12 protein-coding genes are annotated in these 13,649 nt (G+C 65.8%); 7 read left to right on the top strand and 5 right to left on the bottom strand.

Features of this window, described 5'->3' with window-relative positions; translation table 11 throughout:
• Positions 1 to 3 precede the first annotated feature (3 nt).
• From disA to IEX33_RS07220, 3 genes are all read right to left on the bottom strand, one after another.
• Positions 4 to 1,080 (bottom strand): DNA integrity scanning diadenylate cyclase DisA, encoded by a 1,077-nt coding sequence (disA, locus tag IEX33_RS07210; RefSeq protein WP_066280172.1) that lies wholly within the window; start codon positions 1,078 to 1,080, stop codon positions 4 to 6.
• Positions 1,081 to 1,340: 260 nt separating this feature from the next.
• Positions 1,341 to 1,847, bottom strand: a complete 507-nt coding sequence (locus IEX33_RS07215) for a 2'-5' RNA ligase family protein (protein ID WP_188728936.1) — start codon at positions 1,845 to 1,847, stop codon at positions 1,341 to 1,343.
• A 56-nt stretch (positions 1,848 to 1,903) separates the two neighbouring features.
• Entirely contained in the window at positions 1,904 to 2,110 is a 207-nt protein-coding gene (locus IEX33_RS07220) for a hypothetical protein (RefSeq protein ID WP_188728938.1), read from the bottom strand.
• A gap of 258 nt (positions 2,111 to 2,368) precedes the next feature.
• Between IEX33_RS07220 and IEX33_RS07225 the strand changes: the two genes are divergently transcribed.
• Both IEX33_RS07225 and IEX33_RS07230 read left to right on the top strand, forming a co-directional pair.
• Complete coding sequence (locus tag IEX33_RS07225) at positions 2,369 to 3,982, top strand: peptide chain release factor 3 (protein ID WP_188728940.1); 1,614 nt, start codon at positions 2,369 to 2,371, stop codon at positions 3,980 to 3,982.
• Positions 3,983 to 3,987: 5 nt separating this feature from the next.
• Positions 3,988 to 5,232, top strand: a complete 1,245-nt coding sequence (locus IEX33_RS07230; RefSeq protein ID WP_229675271.1) for a beta-ketoacyl-[acyl-carrier-protein] synthase family protein — start codon at positions 3,988 to 3,990, stop codon at positions 5,230 to 5,232.
• Positions 5,233 to 5,364: 132 nt separating this feature from the next.
• On the opposite strand, the gene IEX33_RS07235 is transcribed toward IEX33_RS07230, so the two are convergent.
• Positions 5,365 to 5,838, bottom strand: a complete 474-nt coding sequence (locus IEX33_RS07235; RefSeq protein WP_188728943.1) for an NUDIX domain-containing protein — start codon at positions 5,836 to 5,838, stop codon at positions 5,365 to 5,367.
• 118 nt (positions 5,839 to 5,956) lie between these two features.
• Here IEX33_RS07235 and IEX33_RS07240 point away from each other — a divergent pair, with 118 nt between their 5' ends.
• Positions 5,957 to 6,229: a hypothetical protein gene (locus IEX33_RS07240; protein WP_104185666.1), complete on the top strand. Its 273-nt coding sequence runs from the start codon at positions 5,957 to 5,959 to the stop codon at positions 6,227 to 6,229.
• Here the strand turns inward: IEX33_RS07240 and radA are convergent, their stop codons facing one another.
• On the bottom strand, positions 6,230 to 7,603 hold the full coding sequence (radA, locus tag IEX33_RS07245) for a DNA repair protein RadA (protein WP_188728945.1): 1,374 nt from the start codon (positions 7,601 to 7,603) through the stop codon (positions 6,230 to 6,232). It lies immediately after the preceding gene.
• A 195-nt stretch (positions 7,604 to 7,798) separates the two neighbouring features.
• Between radA and IEX33_RS07250 the strand changes: the two genes are divergently transcribed.
• The 4 genes from IEX33_RS07250 (at position 7,799) to IEX33_RS07265 (ending at position 13,639) form a co-directional block, all read left to right on the top strand.
• Entirely contained in the window at positions 7,799 to 9,724 is a 1,926-nt protein-coding gene (locus IEX33_RS07250) for a beta-glucoside-specific PTS transporter subunit IIABC (RefSeq protein WP_188728947.1), read from the top strand.
• 92 nt (positions 9,725 to 9,816) lie between these two features.
• Positions 9,817 to 11,229 carry a glycoside hydrolase family 1 protein gene (locus IEX33_RS07255; protein WP_188728949.1) on the top strand — a complete coding sequence of 471 codons (1,413 nt, stop codon included), beginning with the start codon at positions 9,817 to 9,819 and terminating at the stop codon, positions 11,227 to 11,229.
• A gap of 85 nt (positions 11,230 to 11,314) precedes the next feature.
• The gene (locus IEX33_RS07260) at positions 11,315 to 12,181 is read left to right on the top strand and encodes a PRD domain-containing protein (RefSeq protein WP_188728952.1); all 867 of its coding nucleotides are present in this window, start codon (positions 11,315 to 11,317) and stop codon (positions 12,179 to 12,181) included.
• Between the two features lie 192 nt (positions 12,182 to 12,373).
• Positions 12,374 to 13,639: an ABC transporter substrate-binding protein gene (locus tag IEX33_RS07265; RefSeq protein WP_188729222.1), complete on the top strand. Its 1,266-nt coding sequence runs from the start codon at positions 12,374 to 12,376 to the stop codon at positions 13,637 to 13,639.
• Positions 13,640 to 13,649: the final 10 nt, after the last annotated feature.

The following is a 13,649-nucleotide window of genomic DNA, read 5'->3' on the forward strand; positions in this document are numbered from 1 at the left end:
GGGCTAGAGGAAGCGGTCCAGCAGGCTTGCTTCCGCCATCCGGCTCAGGCCCTCACGGACGGTGCGGGCGCGCTGGTCGCCGATCCCGTCAACCGTCATCAGGTCATCGATGGTGGCGGCCATCAGGAACTGCAGCCCGCCAAAGTGGTCCACCAGGCGGTCCGCAACGGCCTTGGGGACTGCCTTCAGCCCGGACAGCAGGCGGTAGCCGCGCGGCTGCACCACCGCGTCGAGATTGGCCTCACCGCCTGCGAACCCGACAATTCCGGAAATCTTGCCAAGGTCGATCAGCTCCGTGGGGCCAAGGCTGACCAGTGCGCTGACGGCGTTCTCGATGTCCTCCGGGGTGGCGTCCGGGGCGCCGTAATCGCGGATGATGACGTCGCTGCCGGGACCCCGGCCAACCGTGAGCTCATCGAGCTGGAGGGAGAGGAGGCGGCCGTCCTCACCGAGTTCCAGGACGTACTGGGCTATTTCCTCGGAGATCCGGCGGACCATTTCCTGCCGCTGCAGGGTCACGGCCACGTCCCGCACGGTCACCATGGCCTCGATTTCCAGGGCCGAGAGTGAACTGGTGACTTGGTCGAGGCGCGAGCGGTAGCGCTCCAGCGTTGCGAGGGCCTGGTTGGCGCGGGCAAGGACTTTCTCCGAGCCCTCCAGGACGTGCCTCAAACCGTTGACGTACAGGGCGATGATCTGCATGGACTGGCTGACTGAAATGACCGGCACCCCGGTCTGGATGGCAACGCGCTCGGCGGTGCGGTGCCGGGTGCCGGACTCCTGGGTTTCAATGCTGGAGTCCGGGACAAGCTGGACGGCCGCGCGGAGGATGTTGCCGGCGTCCTTGTCGCAGATGATGGCGCCGTCCATCTTGGCGAGTTCGCGGAGCCGGGTGGGGGAGAAGTCGATGCCGATGTCGAAGCCGCCGGAGCAGATGGAGTCGATGGTCCGGTCCGAGCCAAGGACGATCAGCGCGCCGGTGCGGCCCCGCAGGATCCGCTCCAGGCCGTCACGAAGCGGGGTTCCGGGAGCCACTCTGCCCAGGGTGGCCCTGAGTGATTCTTCGGGGCTCCGCGCCATAGTGTTCCCTTCAAAGGTGCGGACCGCCGCCCGCAGGATTGCCGGCTTCAGCAGGTTGCCGGCAGGACCAGAAAATGCTCTGTTTCCCGCAAGCTCAATGATAGGGGCAAGAAACAGCCTCTTCCGCACGGGCAAGCCCTAAAGTGCCTCATTAGGGAGTGCGGGAACAGGGGTCCGGAACGCGTCCGACGACGGGCGGCAGGGTGGGCATTTCGGCCCGCCTGCCGGCAGGCTGATACGGCGGTTTGATCCTGGCTGCCCTAGGCCGGGTTCGACAGCGAAGCCAGCGTCCTGGTGTTGCTGTCCCAGAGGCGGGCTTCCGTGCAGCGGCCCGACAAACGCAGGTCCAGCAGGTCCATGGCCGCCCCGAGCTGGTGCGCGGGGACACGGCGGGCAAGGGTGACATGCGGTGTCCAGGCGCCCGGCCGGGTAAGCGGCAGGGCCCCGAAGATGCCCTCATGGAGGAGGCGGTGCAGTTCAAGGAGCCGGCGGGTCACCACCACGGAGCGGGCCAGGACATACGCTCCCGTCCGCGCGGGGAAGATGTGGACGCCGGAAAAGCTGATGTCCAGGGGCAGCCGCTGCCACAGGTTCCGGAGGGTGTCCGGCAGTTGCATGTCCGCGCCGGCCGCAAGGGTGATGTGGGGACTGTTGCTGGGCGAGGTATGGCCTGCCAGGCTGGGAATCCCGGCTTCCGCGAGCCTCGCCCAGTCAGCCCTGATGGCGGAATCAGTGGAGTCCCCGAAGGTCAGCTCAATGCTCTGCATCCACCCATCATGCCGCCCACCACGGCCCAGGCTGCGCCCGGACGGCGGGAGCGGGGTCAGCGCATCCGCTCCCGCAGCATCCGTTCCAAGTCCCTGCTGACTTTCGTCAGCGACGCCGCCCTGAGCGCTTTCTGCTCGGCGGGTGTCTGGGTTCCCCGGCGGTGCTCGGCTGCCGGACGGGCCTGGTCACGCTCTCCGGCTGCGGCCAGTCCCGTGGCCAGGGGATCGAAGAAGAGGTTGCCGGAAAAGGAGATGCCCTGCACTGTTCAGGTCCTTTCCATGCGCCGGCAGAAGCCGTCCCGCGCCGGGTTGTCTTTGGTCATCATTCGGCCACGCTAACGGGAGGTCGTTTCACGGCCTTGAACGTCCGGTTTCGCGGGTGTTAAGCGGGCGCCGCCGCCGGTTTGCCGCCCTGCGATAAACTGGAACTTGGCCGTTTGCCAGCCCGTTTCCCCGGCCCCAACGCCGCAGTGCCTCACAGGCAGCGCCCGGGTAGTCCCAACCGCAGCGAAAGTAGCACCGTGTCCCAAGATGTCCTGACCCCCGCCCGGATCTCCGGTATTCACAAAGAGGCGGGCCGGCGTCGGACCTTTGCTGTCATTTCACACCCTGACGCAGGCAAGTCCACCCTGACCGAAGCGCTTGCCTTGCACGCCAAGGTGATCGGCACTGCCGGTGCCTCCAGCGGCAAGGCCAACCGCAAGGAAACCGTGTCCGACTGGATGCAGATGGAGAAGGACCGCGGCATTTCCATCAGCTCCGCGGCGCTCCAGTTCTCCTACCGGGACACCGTCATCAACCTGCTGGACACGCCCGGCCACGCCGACTTCTCCGAGGACACCTACCGGGTGCTGGCCGCCGTCGACTGCGCCGTGATGCTCGTGGACGCGGCCAAGGGCCTGGAAACGCAGACCATGAAGCTGTTCGAGGTCTGCAAGCAGCGCAACCTGCCCATCATCACCGTCATCAACAAGTGGGACCGTCCCGGCCTGGACGCACTGGCCCTGATGGACGAAATCACCGAACGCACCGGCCTGCAGCCCATGCCCCTGACCTGGGCCGTGGGCATCTCCGGCGATTTCCGCGGTGTCTGGGACCTCCGCAACGACCGTTTCGCCCGGTTCCAGCGCAACAACGCCGGCGCGCAGATCGCCCTCACCGAGTACTTCACGCCCGAGGAAGCAGCCGAGAGCCAGGGCAGCAACTGGACGGACGCCGTGGACGAGGCCGGACTGGTGATCGAATCGAACCTGGAGTTCGACGTCGAGGCGTTCCATGCAGGCAAGGCCACCCCCATCCTGTTCAGCTCCGCCGCGCTCAACTTCGGCGTCAAGGAACTGCTGGACGCACTGGTGGATTTCGCTCCGCCGGCAGCCCCGCGCCCCGACGTGGACGGCAACCCGCGTCCGGTGGAATCCCCCTTCTCCGGCTTCGTGTTCAAGGTGCAGGCCGGCATGAACAAGGCCCACCGCGACCATGTGGCCTTCATCCGGGTGTGTTCCGGCGTCTTTGAGCGCGGCATGGTGGTCACGCAGACCCGCACCGGGAAGTCGTTCGCCACAAAGTACGCCCAGCAGGTGTTCGGCCGGGAACGCGAAGTGATCGACGAGGCCTATCCCGGAGATGTCGTGGGCCTGGTCAACGCGTCCTCCCTGCGCGTGGGGGACAGCCTCTTCCTCGAAGGGCCTGTCGAATACCCCGCCATCCCGCTGTTCGCCCCCGAGCACTTCCAGGTGGCCCGCTCCAAGGACCCCAGCAAGTTCAAGCAGTTCCGCCGGGGCATCGAACAGCTCGAACACGAGGGCGTCATCCAGGTGCTCCGCTCCGACGTCCGCGGCGACCAGGCGCCGGTGCTTGCCGCCGTCGGGCCCATGCAGTTCGAGGTGGTGGAGGACCGCATGGCGCATGACTTCAGCGCCCCCATGCGGCTGGAACGCCTGCCCTACTCCCTCGCCAGGATCTCGACGGTGGACGCCATGCCGGCACTCGCCAACGTTATCGGCGCCGAGGTGCTTTTGCGGTCCGACGGCGAGTACCTCGCCCTGTTTAACGACGTATGGGCCCTGCGCCGCATTGAGAAGAACCACCCGGACCTCACCCTCATGCCCATCGGCACCCACAACCCCGCAAAGTAGGAACCGTGAACGCAGGCCCCAACAGCGCAGTTCAGCCCCGCGCCATCATCACCGGCGCCGGAACCATCAACCCTGTGGGTTCCACGGTCTCCGAGACCTGGGCCGGCCTGGTCGCGGGGAAATCCGGCATCGCCGCCCTTGACGATGCCTGGACCGAACAGCTGCCCGTGAAGATCGCCGGGCAGGTCACCGCGGACCTCTCGGAGCACCTGAGCACCCGCGAGATGAAGCGGATGGACCGGTGCGGGCAGCTGGCGCTTATTGCTGCCCGGGAGGCGTGGGCCCAGGCCGGCGCCCCGGACGTGGACCCGGAGCGTTTCGCCGTGGTGATCGGATCAGCCTACGGAGGCCTGGGTTCCACGCTGGAGCAGGACCGGACCCTCGCCGCCTCGGGCCCCCGCAAGGTCTCGCCGCACACGCTCACCAGGCTGATGGTCAACGGCCCCGCGGCCTGGGTGTCCATCGACCTCGGCGCCCGCGGCGGTGCGCGGACGCCTGTCAGCGCGTGCGCCTCCGGGGCTGAGGCGATTGTCCAGGCCGCCGAGATGATCCGCTCAGGAGCGGCCGACGTCGTTATTGCCGGCGGCGTTGACGCCTCCGTAAATGACCTCGTGATCACGGGTTTCTCCCAGATCCGCGCGCTGTCCACCCGCAACGATGATCCCCAGCGCGCATCACGTCCGTTCGACGGCGGCCGCGACGGCTTTGTCCTCGCCGAAGGCGCTGCCGTGGTGGTGCTGGAGAGCGAAGAGCACGCCCGCGCCCGCGGCGCCGCAATGCTGGGGGCCGTTGCCGGCGGAGCGGTAACGTCAGACGCCAACGACATCGTGGCAGCCGACCCCGCCATGCAGCGGCGGGTCATGCAGAAGGCCCTCGAATCCGCGGGCCTGGCTGCGGAAAACATCGGCTTTATCCACGCCCACGCCACCTCCACACCGGTGGGGGACAAGCTTGAAGGCCAGGCCATCAACGCGATCTTTGGAGCGGACGTGCCGGTCACGTCCACCAAGGGCCACACCGGCCACCTGCTCGGCGGCGCCGGCTCCCTAGCGGCCGTGGTGGTTGTCGAGGCGCTGCGGACCGGCCTGCTGCCCGGGACCCTGAACGTCCAGGAGCTGGACCCCGAGGTGGACCTCAACGTTGTTACCGAAGACGCCCACCGGCTCCAGCCGGGCTACAGCCCGGCCGGGCTGGTGAACGCCTTCGGCTTCGGCGGGCACAGTGTTGCCCTGGTGATCACCGGCGCCTAGGCCCTGCAAGTCGGCCGATCACCCCGTCGCGCCCTACATCGCACCCGCATGTGGACAACGCACCCCGCGTGCGGGGGTGCACTGACCATTTACGGGTGCCCGACGTGCGGCTAGCCGGGGAGAAGGTAAGTCCTAGGCCTCCGCGCGGACCTGCTCCACCAGCGCATCGAGAACGGGCAGTTGCCCCTTCACCAGCTTGAGCCGGGCTTCCGGTTCGGGGAACCAGCGGGCATCGTCGATTTCCGGGTAGTCCTGGATCCGGCCTGACCCTTTGGGCCACTCCAGCGGAAACGTGTTGCTGGCGATCCGTTCCGGCTGGAAGTCCTGCTCCGCGGTAAAGACGGTGATGACCTTGCCGGAGGGCTGCCTGAAGGCCCCGAGCAGCCGGTAGTCCGCAGCCGGAGCCGCAGTCCCCATTTCCTCCGCAAACTCACGCAGCGCAGCGGCCAGGGGATCCTCGTCCTCCCCGTATTCGCCCTTGGGGATGGACCAGGCATGGGCGTCCTTGCGGGCCCAGAACGGACCGCCCATATGGGCTATCCACACCTCGAAGCCGCCTGGAGCCGCCCTCCGGTACAGCAGGATTCCGGCGCTTAGAACGGGCATCTTTCCTCCGGTGGGTGGTTGTTTGAAAACAGACGGAAGTTGCCGTCCAACGTTAACCCGCAGTTCACGGTGCTGCTTTAGGTTATTCCTTCAGGCACTCTGCTCGAAGGGACCAGTCATGGCCAGTATTGCCGAGGTGTTGGGACGTCTGACGCCGGAAGAACTAGATGAGCTCCACAGCCTTGGTCCACAGGGCCACCTGCCGCGGTACCTGGTTGACGCCCTGGACCGGGCGGCCGGCGGTCCCGGCTCCGGCCGCGGCTATTACGTGCCCACCGGCAACGTGAACAGCACCGGCGGGCCGCTGCTGGTGCTCCGCAGCGACGTGTCCGGCTGGCTGCTCAACTCCCGGCGTGACGACCCCGATTCGCTGCCACGCCACAACAGCTAACTAACCAATCAGCAGGCTCAACGCCTCGGTGAGATGCTCCACTTCCCGGACGGAAAAACCGGCCGGGATGGGCCCCGGCCCTGCATGGCTGGCCGGAACAACGGCGTGCGTAAACCCGAGCCGGTGCGCTTCCTGGATGCGCTGGTTGATGCCTGGTACCGGCCGGACCTCGCCGGCCAGGCCCACCTCGCCAAAAGCGATGAGCCGGATGGGGAGCGGTTTGCGCGCTTTTGCCGATGCTACGGCCAGGGCAACTGCAAGGTCCGTTGCCGGCTCGCTGAGCTTCACACCGCCCACGGTGGCCACATAGGAATCATCCTTGTGCAGCAGCGTTCCCGCGCGCTGCTGCAGGACAGCCAGCAGCATGGAAACCCGCGAGGAGTCCAGGCCGCTGGTGGCACGCCTCGGCTGGGAATTGGGGCTCTCCGCCAGCAGGGACTGCACCTCGGCCAGCAGAGGGCGCCGGCCCTCCATGGTGACCGTGATGCAGGTGCCGGATACGGGTTCCTTGGTGCGGCTGACAAAGAGCCCGCTGGGATCAGCCAGGCCCTGGATGCCGTCCTCGTTCAGGTCGAAGCAGCCAACATCATCCGTGGGCCCGTAACGGTTCTTGACGGCACGGAGCAGCCGGAGCCGCGAATGCCGCTCGCCCTCGAACTGGCACACCACGTCCACCAGGTGCTCCAGCAGCCGCGGCCCGGCAATGGAGCCGTCCTTGGTCACGTGGCCCACCAGGAGGGTGGTCATGTTGCGCCGCTTGGCCGCAGCGATAATGGACGCTGCCACTTCGCGGACCTGCGAAACGCCGCCGGCGCTGCCATCAACGTCGGCGCTGCTGAGGGTCTGCACCGAGTCCACGATCAGCAGCCGCGGCTCAATCTTCTCCACCTGCCCCAGAGCCTGGCCCAGGTCCGTTTCCGCGGAGAGGTAGAGCGATTCGGCCACGGCGTCGATCCGCTCGGCGCGGAGCTTCACCTGGGCCGCGGATTCCTCACCGGTCACGTACAACACGTCCTGTGCGGTCCGGGCGAACTTCGCCGCAACGTCCAGCAGCAGGGTGGACTTGCCCACCCCGGGTTCACCGGCCAGCAGGATCACGGCGCCCGGAACCAGGCCGCCTCCCAGCACCCGGTCCAGCTCATCAACGCCCGTGGGCAGGAAGGCGGCCGTGGTGGCATCCACCTCGGCAATCCGGCGGGCCGGCTCCAGGACTGTAGTGGCCGCCGTCGTCCGCGCAACAGCGGCGCCGGTCTCCTCAACGGTGCCCCACGCCTGGCACTCGCCGCACCGGCCCACCCACTTGACCGTGGTCCAGCCGCACTCAGCACATTTGTAGGCGGGCGCCTTGGAGGTCCGGGAAGTCTTTGTTGCCATGGGTTCCACCCTAGTGGCGGGCACTGACAATCTCCGGCACAGCACTTGCCTGTGATCCATGCCATCTGTATAGTCGAACCTCGAAGGCAATTTCGCCTACAGGATTGTTACCCGTGAATGGGGCAAGACCTGAGAAGCACACTATGTGCGTCTCGGGTCTTTTTTTGTGCCCAAAAATAGACAGAGAGGTCTGACATGGCAACTGTGGACTACCGGTCTCTGGCCGGAGACATCCTCCAGGGGGTGGGCGGCGAAAGGAACATCGCCAGCGCCACCCACTGCGCAACCAGGCTCCGGCTCAAGCTGCGCGACGACAGCAAGGCGGACCAGGCCGCAATCGAGAAACTGCCCGGCGTGATCACCGTGATGAAAGCCGGCGGACAATTCCAGGTTGTCATCGGCAATAACGTTCCCACGGTCTACGCCGAGCTCGGCAAGATCACCAAGCTCACCGATGACGACGCCGGAAGCGATGAACCCGTTGCACACGGCAACCTCTTCAACCGCTTCATCGACCTGATCGCCTCAATTTTCTCGCCGGTCATCTGGCCGCTGGCCGCAGCCGGCTTGCTCAAGGCGTTCCTGAGCATGGCCACCCAGTTCGGCTGGCTTGACCCCGCATCGCAGACCAACGTGATCCTGGCAGCCACCGCGGACGCCATCTTCTACTTCCTGCCGGTGTTCCTGGCAGTCACCGCTGCGAAACGGTTTAAAACGAACCAGTTCACCTCCATGGCCATCGCCGGTGCTCTGGTCTACCCGAGCATCGTGGCGCTCGCGGCCCAGGCCGAACCCGTCAACTTCGCCGGTATTCCCATGGTGATGATGAACTACACCAGTTCGGTCCTGCCCATCATTGTGGCGGTCTGGCTGCAGGGGTACGCGGAGCGCTTCCTGACGCGCGTGCTCCCTTCGGCGATCCGGAACTTCACTACACCGCTGCTGACGCTCTTAGTCATGGTGCCGCTGGTCCTCCTCACTGTCGGTCCGGTCACCACCTTTGCCGCGCAGGGCCTGTCCGCAGGCATCAACGCAGCCTTCACGTTCGCTCCGTGGCTGGCCGGCGCCGTCATGGGCGGCTTCTGGCAGGTCTTCGTCCTCTTCGGCCTGCACTGGGGCCTGGTTCCGGGCATGCTCAACGAGATCTCCACCCAGGGCTACTCCCTCCTGATGGGCCCGCTGCTTGCGGCGGTCCTGGGCCAGGCAGCCGCCACGCTCGCGGTGTTGTTCCGCACCCGTAACAAGGCCCGCCGTACCGTGGCAGGTCCTGCCGCGTTGTCCGGATTCCTTGCCGGCATCACCGAGCCAGCCATCTACGGCGTCAACCTGCCCCTCAAGAAGCCTTTCTACTTCGGCATCGCCGGCGGTGTTGTTGGCGGCGCCATCGCAGCGGCCGGCGGCAGCGGTGCCACGGCGTTCGTGTTCCCGTCCCTGCTTGGCCTCCCCGCCTTCAGCCAGGTGGGCAACTTTGGCCTGCAGCTGCTGGGCACCGGCTCCGCCGTCCTCATCGCATTCCTCCTGACCTTCTTCTTCGGACCGCGTGAAGACGAAGCAGCAGCAGTGTCCGACGCCGGCATTCCCGTTCCGGAAGCATCTTCCGTTGCGCTGCCGGCAGCTTCCCCGGCCACGGCATCCGCGGCGGCAGGAACCGGCGCTGTTGCGCCGGGCACGGTTGACATCGTTGCTCCCGTCGCGGGAAGTGCCGTGGCGCTGGCTGATGTCCAGGACAAGGTGTTCGCATCCGGTGCCATGGGCAAGGGCCTGGGCATCATCCCGGCGGATGGGCACATCTACTCACCCATCACCGGAACCATCAAGGCCGCCATGAAGACCGGCCACGCGTTCGGCATCAAGTCCGAGGACGGCGTTGAGGTCCTGGTCCACATCGGCATCGACACTGTCCAGCTGCAAGGGCGTGGCTTTGAAGCCGCTGTCACGCGGGGCCAGCAGGTCCGCGCGGGAGACCTTCTCGCCGTCGTCGACCTGGACGTGGTGACCGAAGCCGGTTACGACACCACCACCCTGGTAATGGTCACCAACACGGCCCAGCTTGGCAGCGTGGAACCGGTGGCCGGCGGCACGCTCGCCCACGGGGACACTGCCATCACCGTCCGCGTCTAAGCCTCCGCTAACCCCGGGCCGCCATTACCCCTGGCACCCACTTCCAGTCCCGCTGGCATTTTCCAGACCCACTGACAAAGGAACGATCAACTGTGACCACCACTTTCCCCGAAGGATTCCTCTGGGGCGGAGCAACTGCCGCCAACCAGATCGAAGGCGCCTACAACGAGGGCGGCAAGGGCCTGTCCATCCAGGATGTGATGCCCAGGGGCATCACGGAGATTCCCACTGAGGGGCCGACTCCGGAGAACCTCAAGCAGGTGGCGATTGATTTCTACCACCGCTATGCGGAGGACATCGCCCTTTTCGCGGACATGGGGTTCAAGGTGTTCCGCTTCTCCATCGCGTGGAGCCGGATCTTCCCGCTGGGCGACGAAGAAACCCCCAACGCCGAAGGCCTGGCCTTCTACTCCCGTGTCCTGGATGAACTGGAGAAGCACGGCATCGAGCCGTTGGTGACCATCAGCCACTACGAGACCCCGCTGCACCTGGCCAGGAAGTACAACGGCTGGACCAACCGGGAGCTGATCGGCTTTTATGAGCGCTATTGCCGCGCCCTGTTCGAGCACTTCGGGGGCAGGGTGAAGTACTGGCTCACGTTCAATGAGATCAACTCCGTGATCCACGAGCCGTTCATGTCCGGCGGCATTCCCACCCCCAAGGACCAGCTCACCAAGCAGGACCTCTACCAGGCAATCCACCACGAACTGGTGGCCTCCGCGCGCGCCACGAAACTGGCGCGAGAGCTGATGCCCGGCGCGCAGGTGGGCTGCATGATCCTCGCGCTGCCCACCTACCCGCTCACCCCGGACCCCTCGGACGTGGTGGCGGCCATGCTCACTGCCCAGGACAGCTACGCGTTCGGTGACATCCACTGCCGCGGCGAGTATCCCGGCTACCTGCTGCGGTACTTCCGGGACAACGGGATCGAGCTGGAGATCACCGCGCAGGACCGCGAGGACCTGAAAAACACCGTGGATTTCGTGTCCTTCAGCTACTACATGAGCATCTGCGAGACCGCCGATCTGGCCAAGAAGACCAAGGGGCCCGGCAACATCATGGGCGGCGTTCCCAATCCCACCCTCAAGGCGTCCGAGTGGGGCTGGCAGATCGACCCGCAGGGGCTGCGCGTGGCACTGAATGACTACTGGGACCGCTGGCAGAAGCCGCTGTTCATCGTGGAGAACGGGCTGGGCGCCGTGGACAAGCTGGTGGAGGTCGACGGCGAAAAGACCGTCATTGACGATTACCGCATCGGCTACCTTAACGACCACCTGGTGCAGGCCCGTGAGGCGGTTGAGGACGGCGTCCAGCTGATGGGTTACACCTCCTGGGGCTGCATCGACCTGGTCAGCGCCTCCACCGCCCAGATGAGCAAGCGCTACGGCTTCATCTACGTGGACAGGAACGACGACGGCACGGGCTCCATGGAGCGCTACCCCAAGAAGTCCTACGGTTGGTACCAGGAAGTCATCGCCACCAACGGTGCCAGCCTGAAAGACTAACGCCACCCGGAACGACAAACACCACCCTAAGGACAAGAACTCCCACTCCGGGGGTATCCCGCTTCAACGATGAAAGGAGGACGGCGTGGAGGTCCTGCGCGTATTCAACAACAACGTCGTCCTCGCCCGGGCCGCGGACAGGGGAGAGGTCATCCTCACCGGCCGCGGCCTGGGCTTCCAGGCAAAGCCCGGCCAGCAGGTGGATGAGGCCAAGGTGGTCCGAGTCTTCGTCCCCGAGGACGGCCGCAACGCTGACAACTTCGGCGCGCTGGTGGCGGCCATCCCGCCCGAGCACCTCGCACTGGCAGACCAGGCACTGGACATTGCCCGTGGCGGACTGCGCGGGCCGCTGAACTCCACCACCGTGGTGGCCCTGGCGGACCACCTGAGCTTCGCCATCAAACGTTTGCGGCAGGGCCTGAACATCGAATATCCGCTCCGGGCCGAGGTGGCCCACCTCTACCCGGACGAGCTGCGCATGGCTCAGCAGATCGTGGACTTCGTCAACGCCCGGCTCGAGGAAGCCCTGCCCCGCGACGAGGCCGTGGCCGTGGCACTGCACCTGGTCAACGCCGGGTTCGCCAGCGGCGACCTCTCCTACACCTACCAGATGACCGGCGTCTTCGCGCAGCTGTTCGAAGTCCTGGAACAGGCCTATGGCCGTTCCTTCGACCGGGAGACCGTCAACGCGGCACGCTTCATCACCCATCTGCGGTACTTTTTCGTCCGCGCCCACACCGGGCGGCAGCTGGCCGAGGGGGCAACAGGGCTGGGGTCCGCCATCCGGGAGGCGTACCCGGGGGCATTCGGCACCGCACTGAAACTCCAGGCCGTCCTGGAACTCCGGCTCGGCAAGCCCCTCACCGACGACGAAGTCACCTACCTCACCCTGCACGTGGCCCGCATGGCCGATGACCTGCGCCTGAGCCAGAACGCAGAAACTCCTTCCTGACCAGCGCCGTCCTAGCGGCGGCGGGAGGATCATGAATGTTGAGAGAGCGCTCTCTTGACAGTGATCCGCGCCACGCCTACAGTTGAGGAACTTGCCAGAGAGCGCTCTCTCAGCGCCGGAAGTTCCCACAAAGGAGTGACGTTGAAATTCGTACGCCGACACACAGCGACCGCTATCGCGGGCGTGGCAGCCATGGCCCTGATGGCCACAGGCTGCAGCAGCAGTTCGGAACAAGCAGCAAGCGCTGACAATCCCGTAGAGCTCACGGTCACCACCTTCGGGACCTTCGGCTACGACGATCTCTACGCCGAATACGAGGAGGCCAATCCCGGCGTCAAGGTCAAGGCCACCAATATCGACCGCGGGTCCAATGCCCGCACCGACGCCTTCACCAAGCTGGCAGCAGGATCCGGGCTCAGCGATGTCGTGGCCATCGAGGAGGGCTGGCTGGGTTCCATCATGGAAGTATCGGACCAGTTCGTGGACCTCAACGAGCACGGTGCAGCTGACATCAAGGACAACTGGGTGGACTGGAAGTTCCAGCAGGGCACGGATCCGGACGGCCGCGTCATCGGCTACGGAACCGACATCGGTCCGCAGGGACTCTGCTACAACGGCAAGCTCTTCGAAGCTGCGGGAATGCCCAGCGACCGCGAATCGGTGGCCGAGCTCTTTGGTGGCGGGGACGCCACCTGGGAAACCTACTTCAAGCTCGGGGAGCAGTACAAGGCGGCCACCGGCAAGGCGTGGTATGACCAGTCCGGTTTCGTCTGGAACTCCATGGTGAACCAGATGGAAGAGGGCTACTACACCAAGGACGGGGAGCTGAACATCGAAGGCAACCCCGAGATGAAGGACAAGTTCGAGATGCTTGCGGCCGGCACGGCGGCCGGTCTGTCCGCCAACCAGACCCAGTGGGACTGGGGTAACGGCAAGGCATTCGTTGACGGCTCCTTCGCCACTTTCGTCTGCCCCGGCTGGATGCTCGGCACCATCAAGGGCCAGCTGGAATCTGCGGGCGGCGGCACGGAGAGCGGCTGGGACTTCGCCGACGTATTCCCGGGCGGAGCCTCCAACTGGGGCGGAGCATTCCTGTCAGTACCCAAGACGTCAGAGCACCCTGCCGAAGCCGCAAAGCTGGCAGCCTGGCTGACCGCACCCGAGCAGCAGGTCAAGCAGTCTGCTGCCGCGAACAACTTCCCCAGCACGCTCAAAGCGCAGGAGAAGCTGGTGGCCGATGCCACTCCGAACGTGGTGTTCAACAACGCCCCCACCGGCGTCATCCTTGCCAACCGCGCCAAGGGTGTGGTGGCCCAGTTCAAGGGGCCGGATGATTCCGTGATCCAGGAAAACGTGTTTGGTCCGGCGCTCAAAATGCTCGACGCCGGAACGGCCGACGCTGACAAGGCCTGGTCCGAAGCGCTGACCCTCCTCAACGACCTGGTCGTAAACAACTAGCAACACCCGC

It is taken from the genome of Pseudarthrobacter scleromae, from assembly GCF_014644515.1.
GTDB lineage: Bacteria > Actinomycetota > Actinomycetes > Actinomycetales > Micrococcaceae > Arthrobacter > Arthrobacter scleromae.

Coding starts and splice junctions, on each gene's coding strand:
- disA (WP_066280172.1), bottom strand. CDS start 1,080: ATGGCGCGGAGCCCCGAAGAATCACTCAGGGCCACCCTGGGCAGAGTG.
- IEX33_RS07240 (WP_104185666.1), top strand. CDS start 5,957: ATGGCCAGTATTGCCGAGGTGTTGGGACGTCTGACGCCGGAAGAACTA.
- IEX33_RS07235 (WP_188728943.1), bottom strand. CDS start 5,838: ATGCCCGTTCTAAGCGCCGGAATCCTGCTGTACCGGAGGGCGGCTCCA.
- radA (WP_188728945.1), bottom strand. CDS start 7,603: ATGGCAACAAAGACTTCCCGGACCTCCAAGGCGCCCGCCTACAAATGT.
- IEX33_RS07215 (WP_188728936.1), bottom strand. CDS start 1,847: ATGCAGAGCATTGAGCTGACCTTCGGGGACTCCACTGATTCCGCCATC.
- IEX33_RS07250 (WP_188728947.1), top strand. CDS start 7,799: ATGGCAACTGTGGACTACCGGTCTCTGGCCGGAGACATCCTCCAGGGG.
- IEX33_RS07265 (WP_188729222.1), top strand. CDS start 12,374: ATGGCCCTGATGGCCACAGGCTGCAGCAGCAGTTCGGAACAAGCAGCA.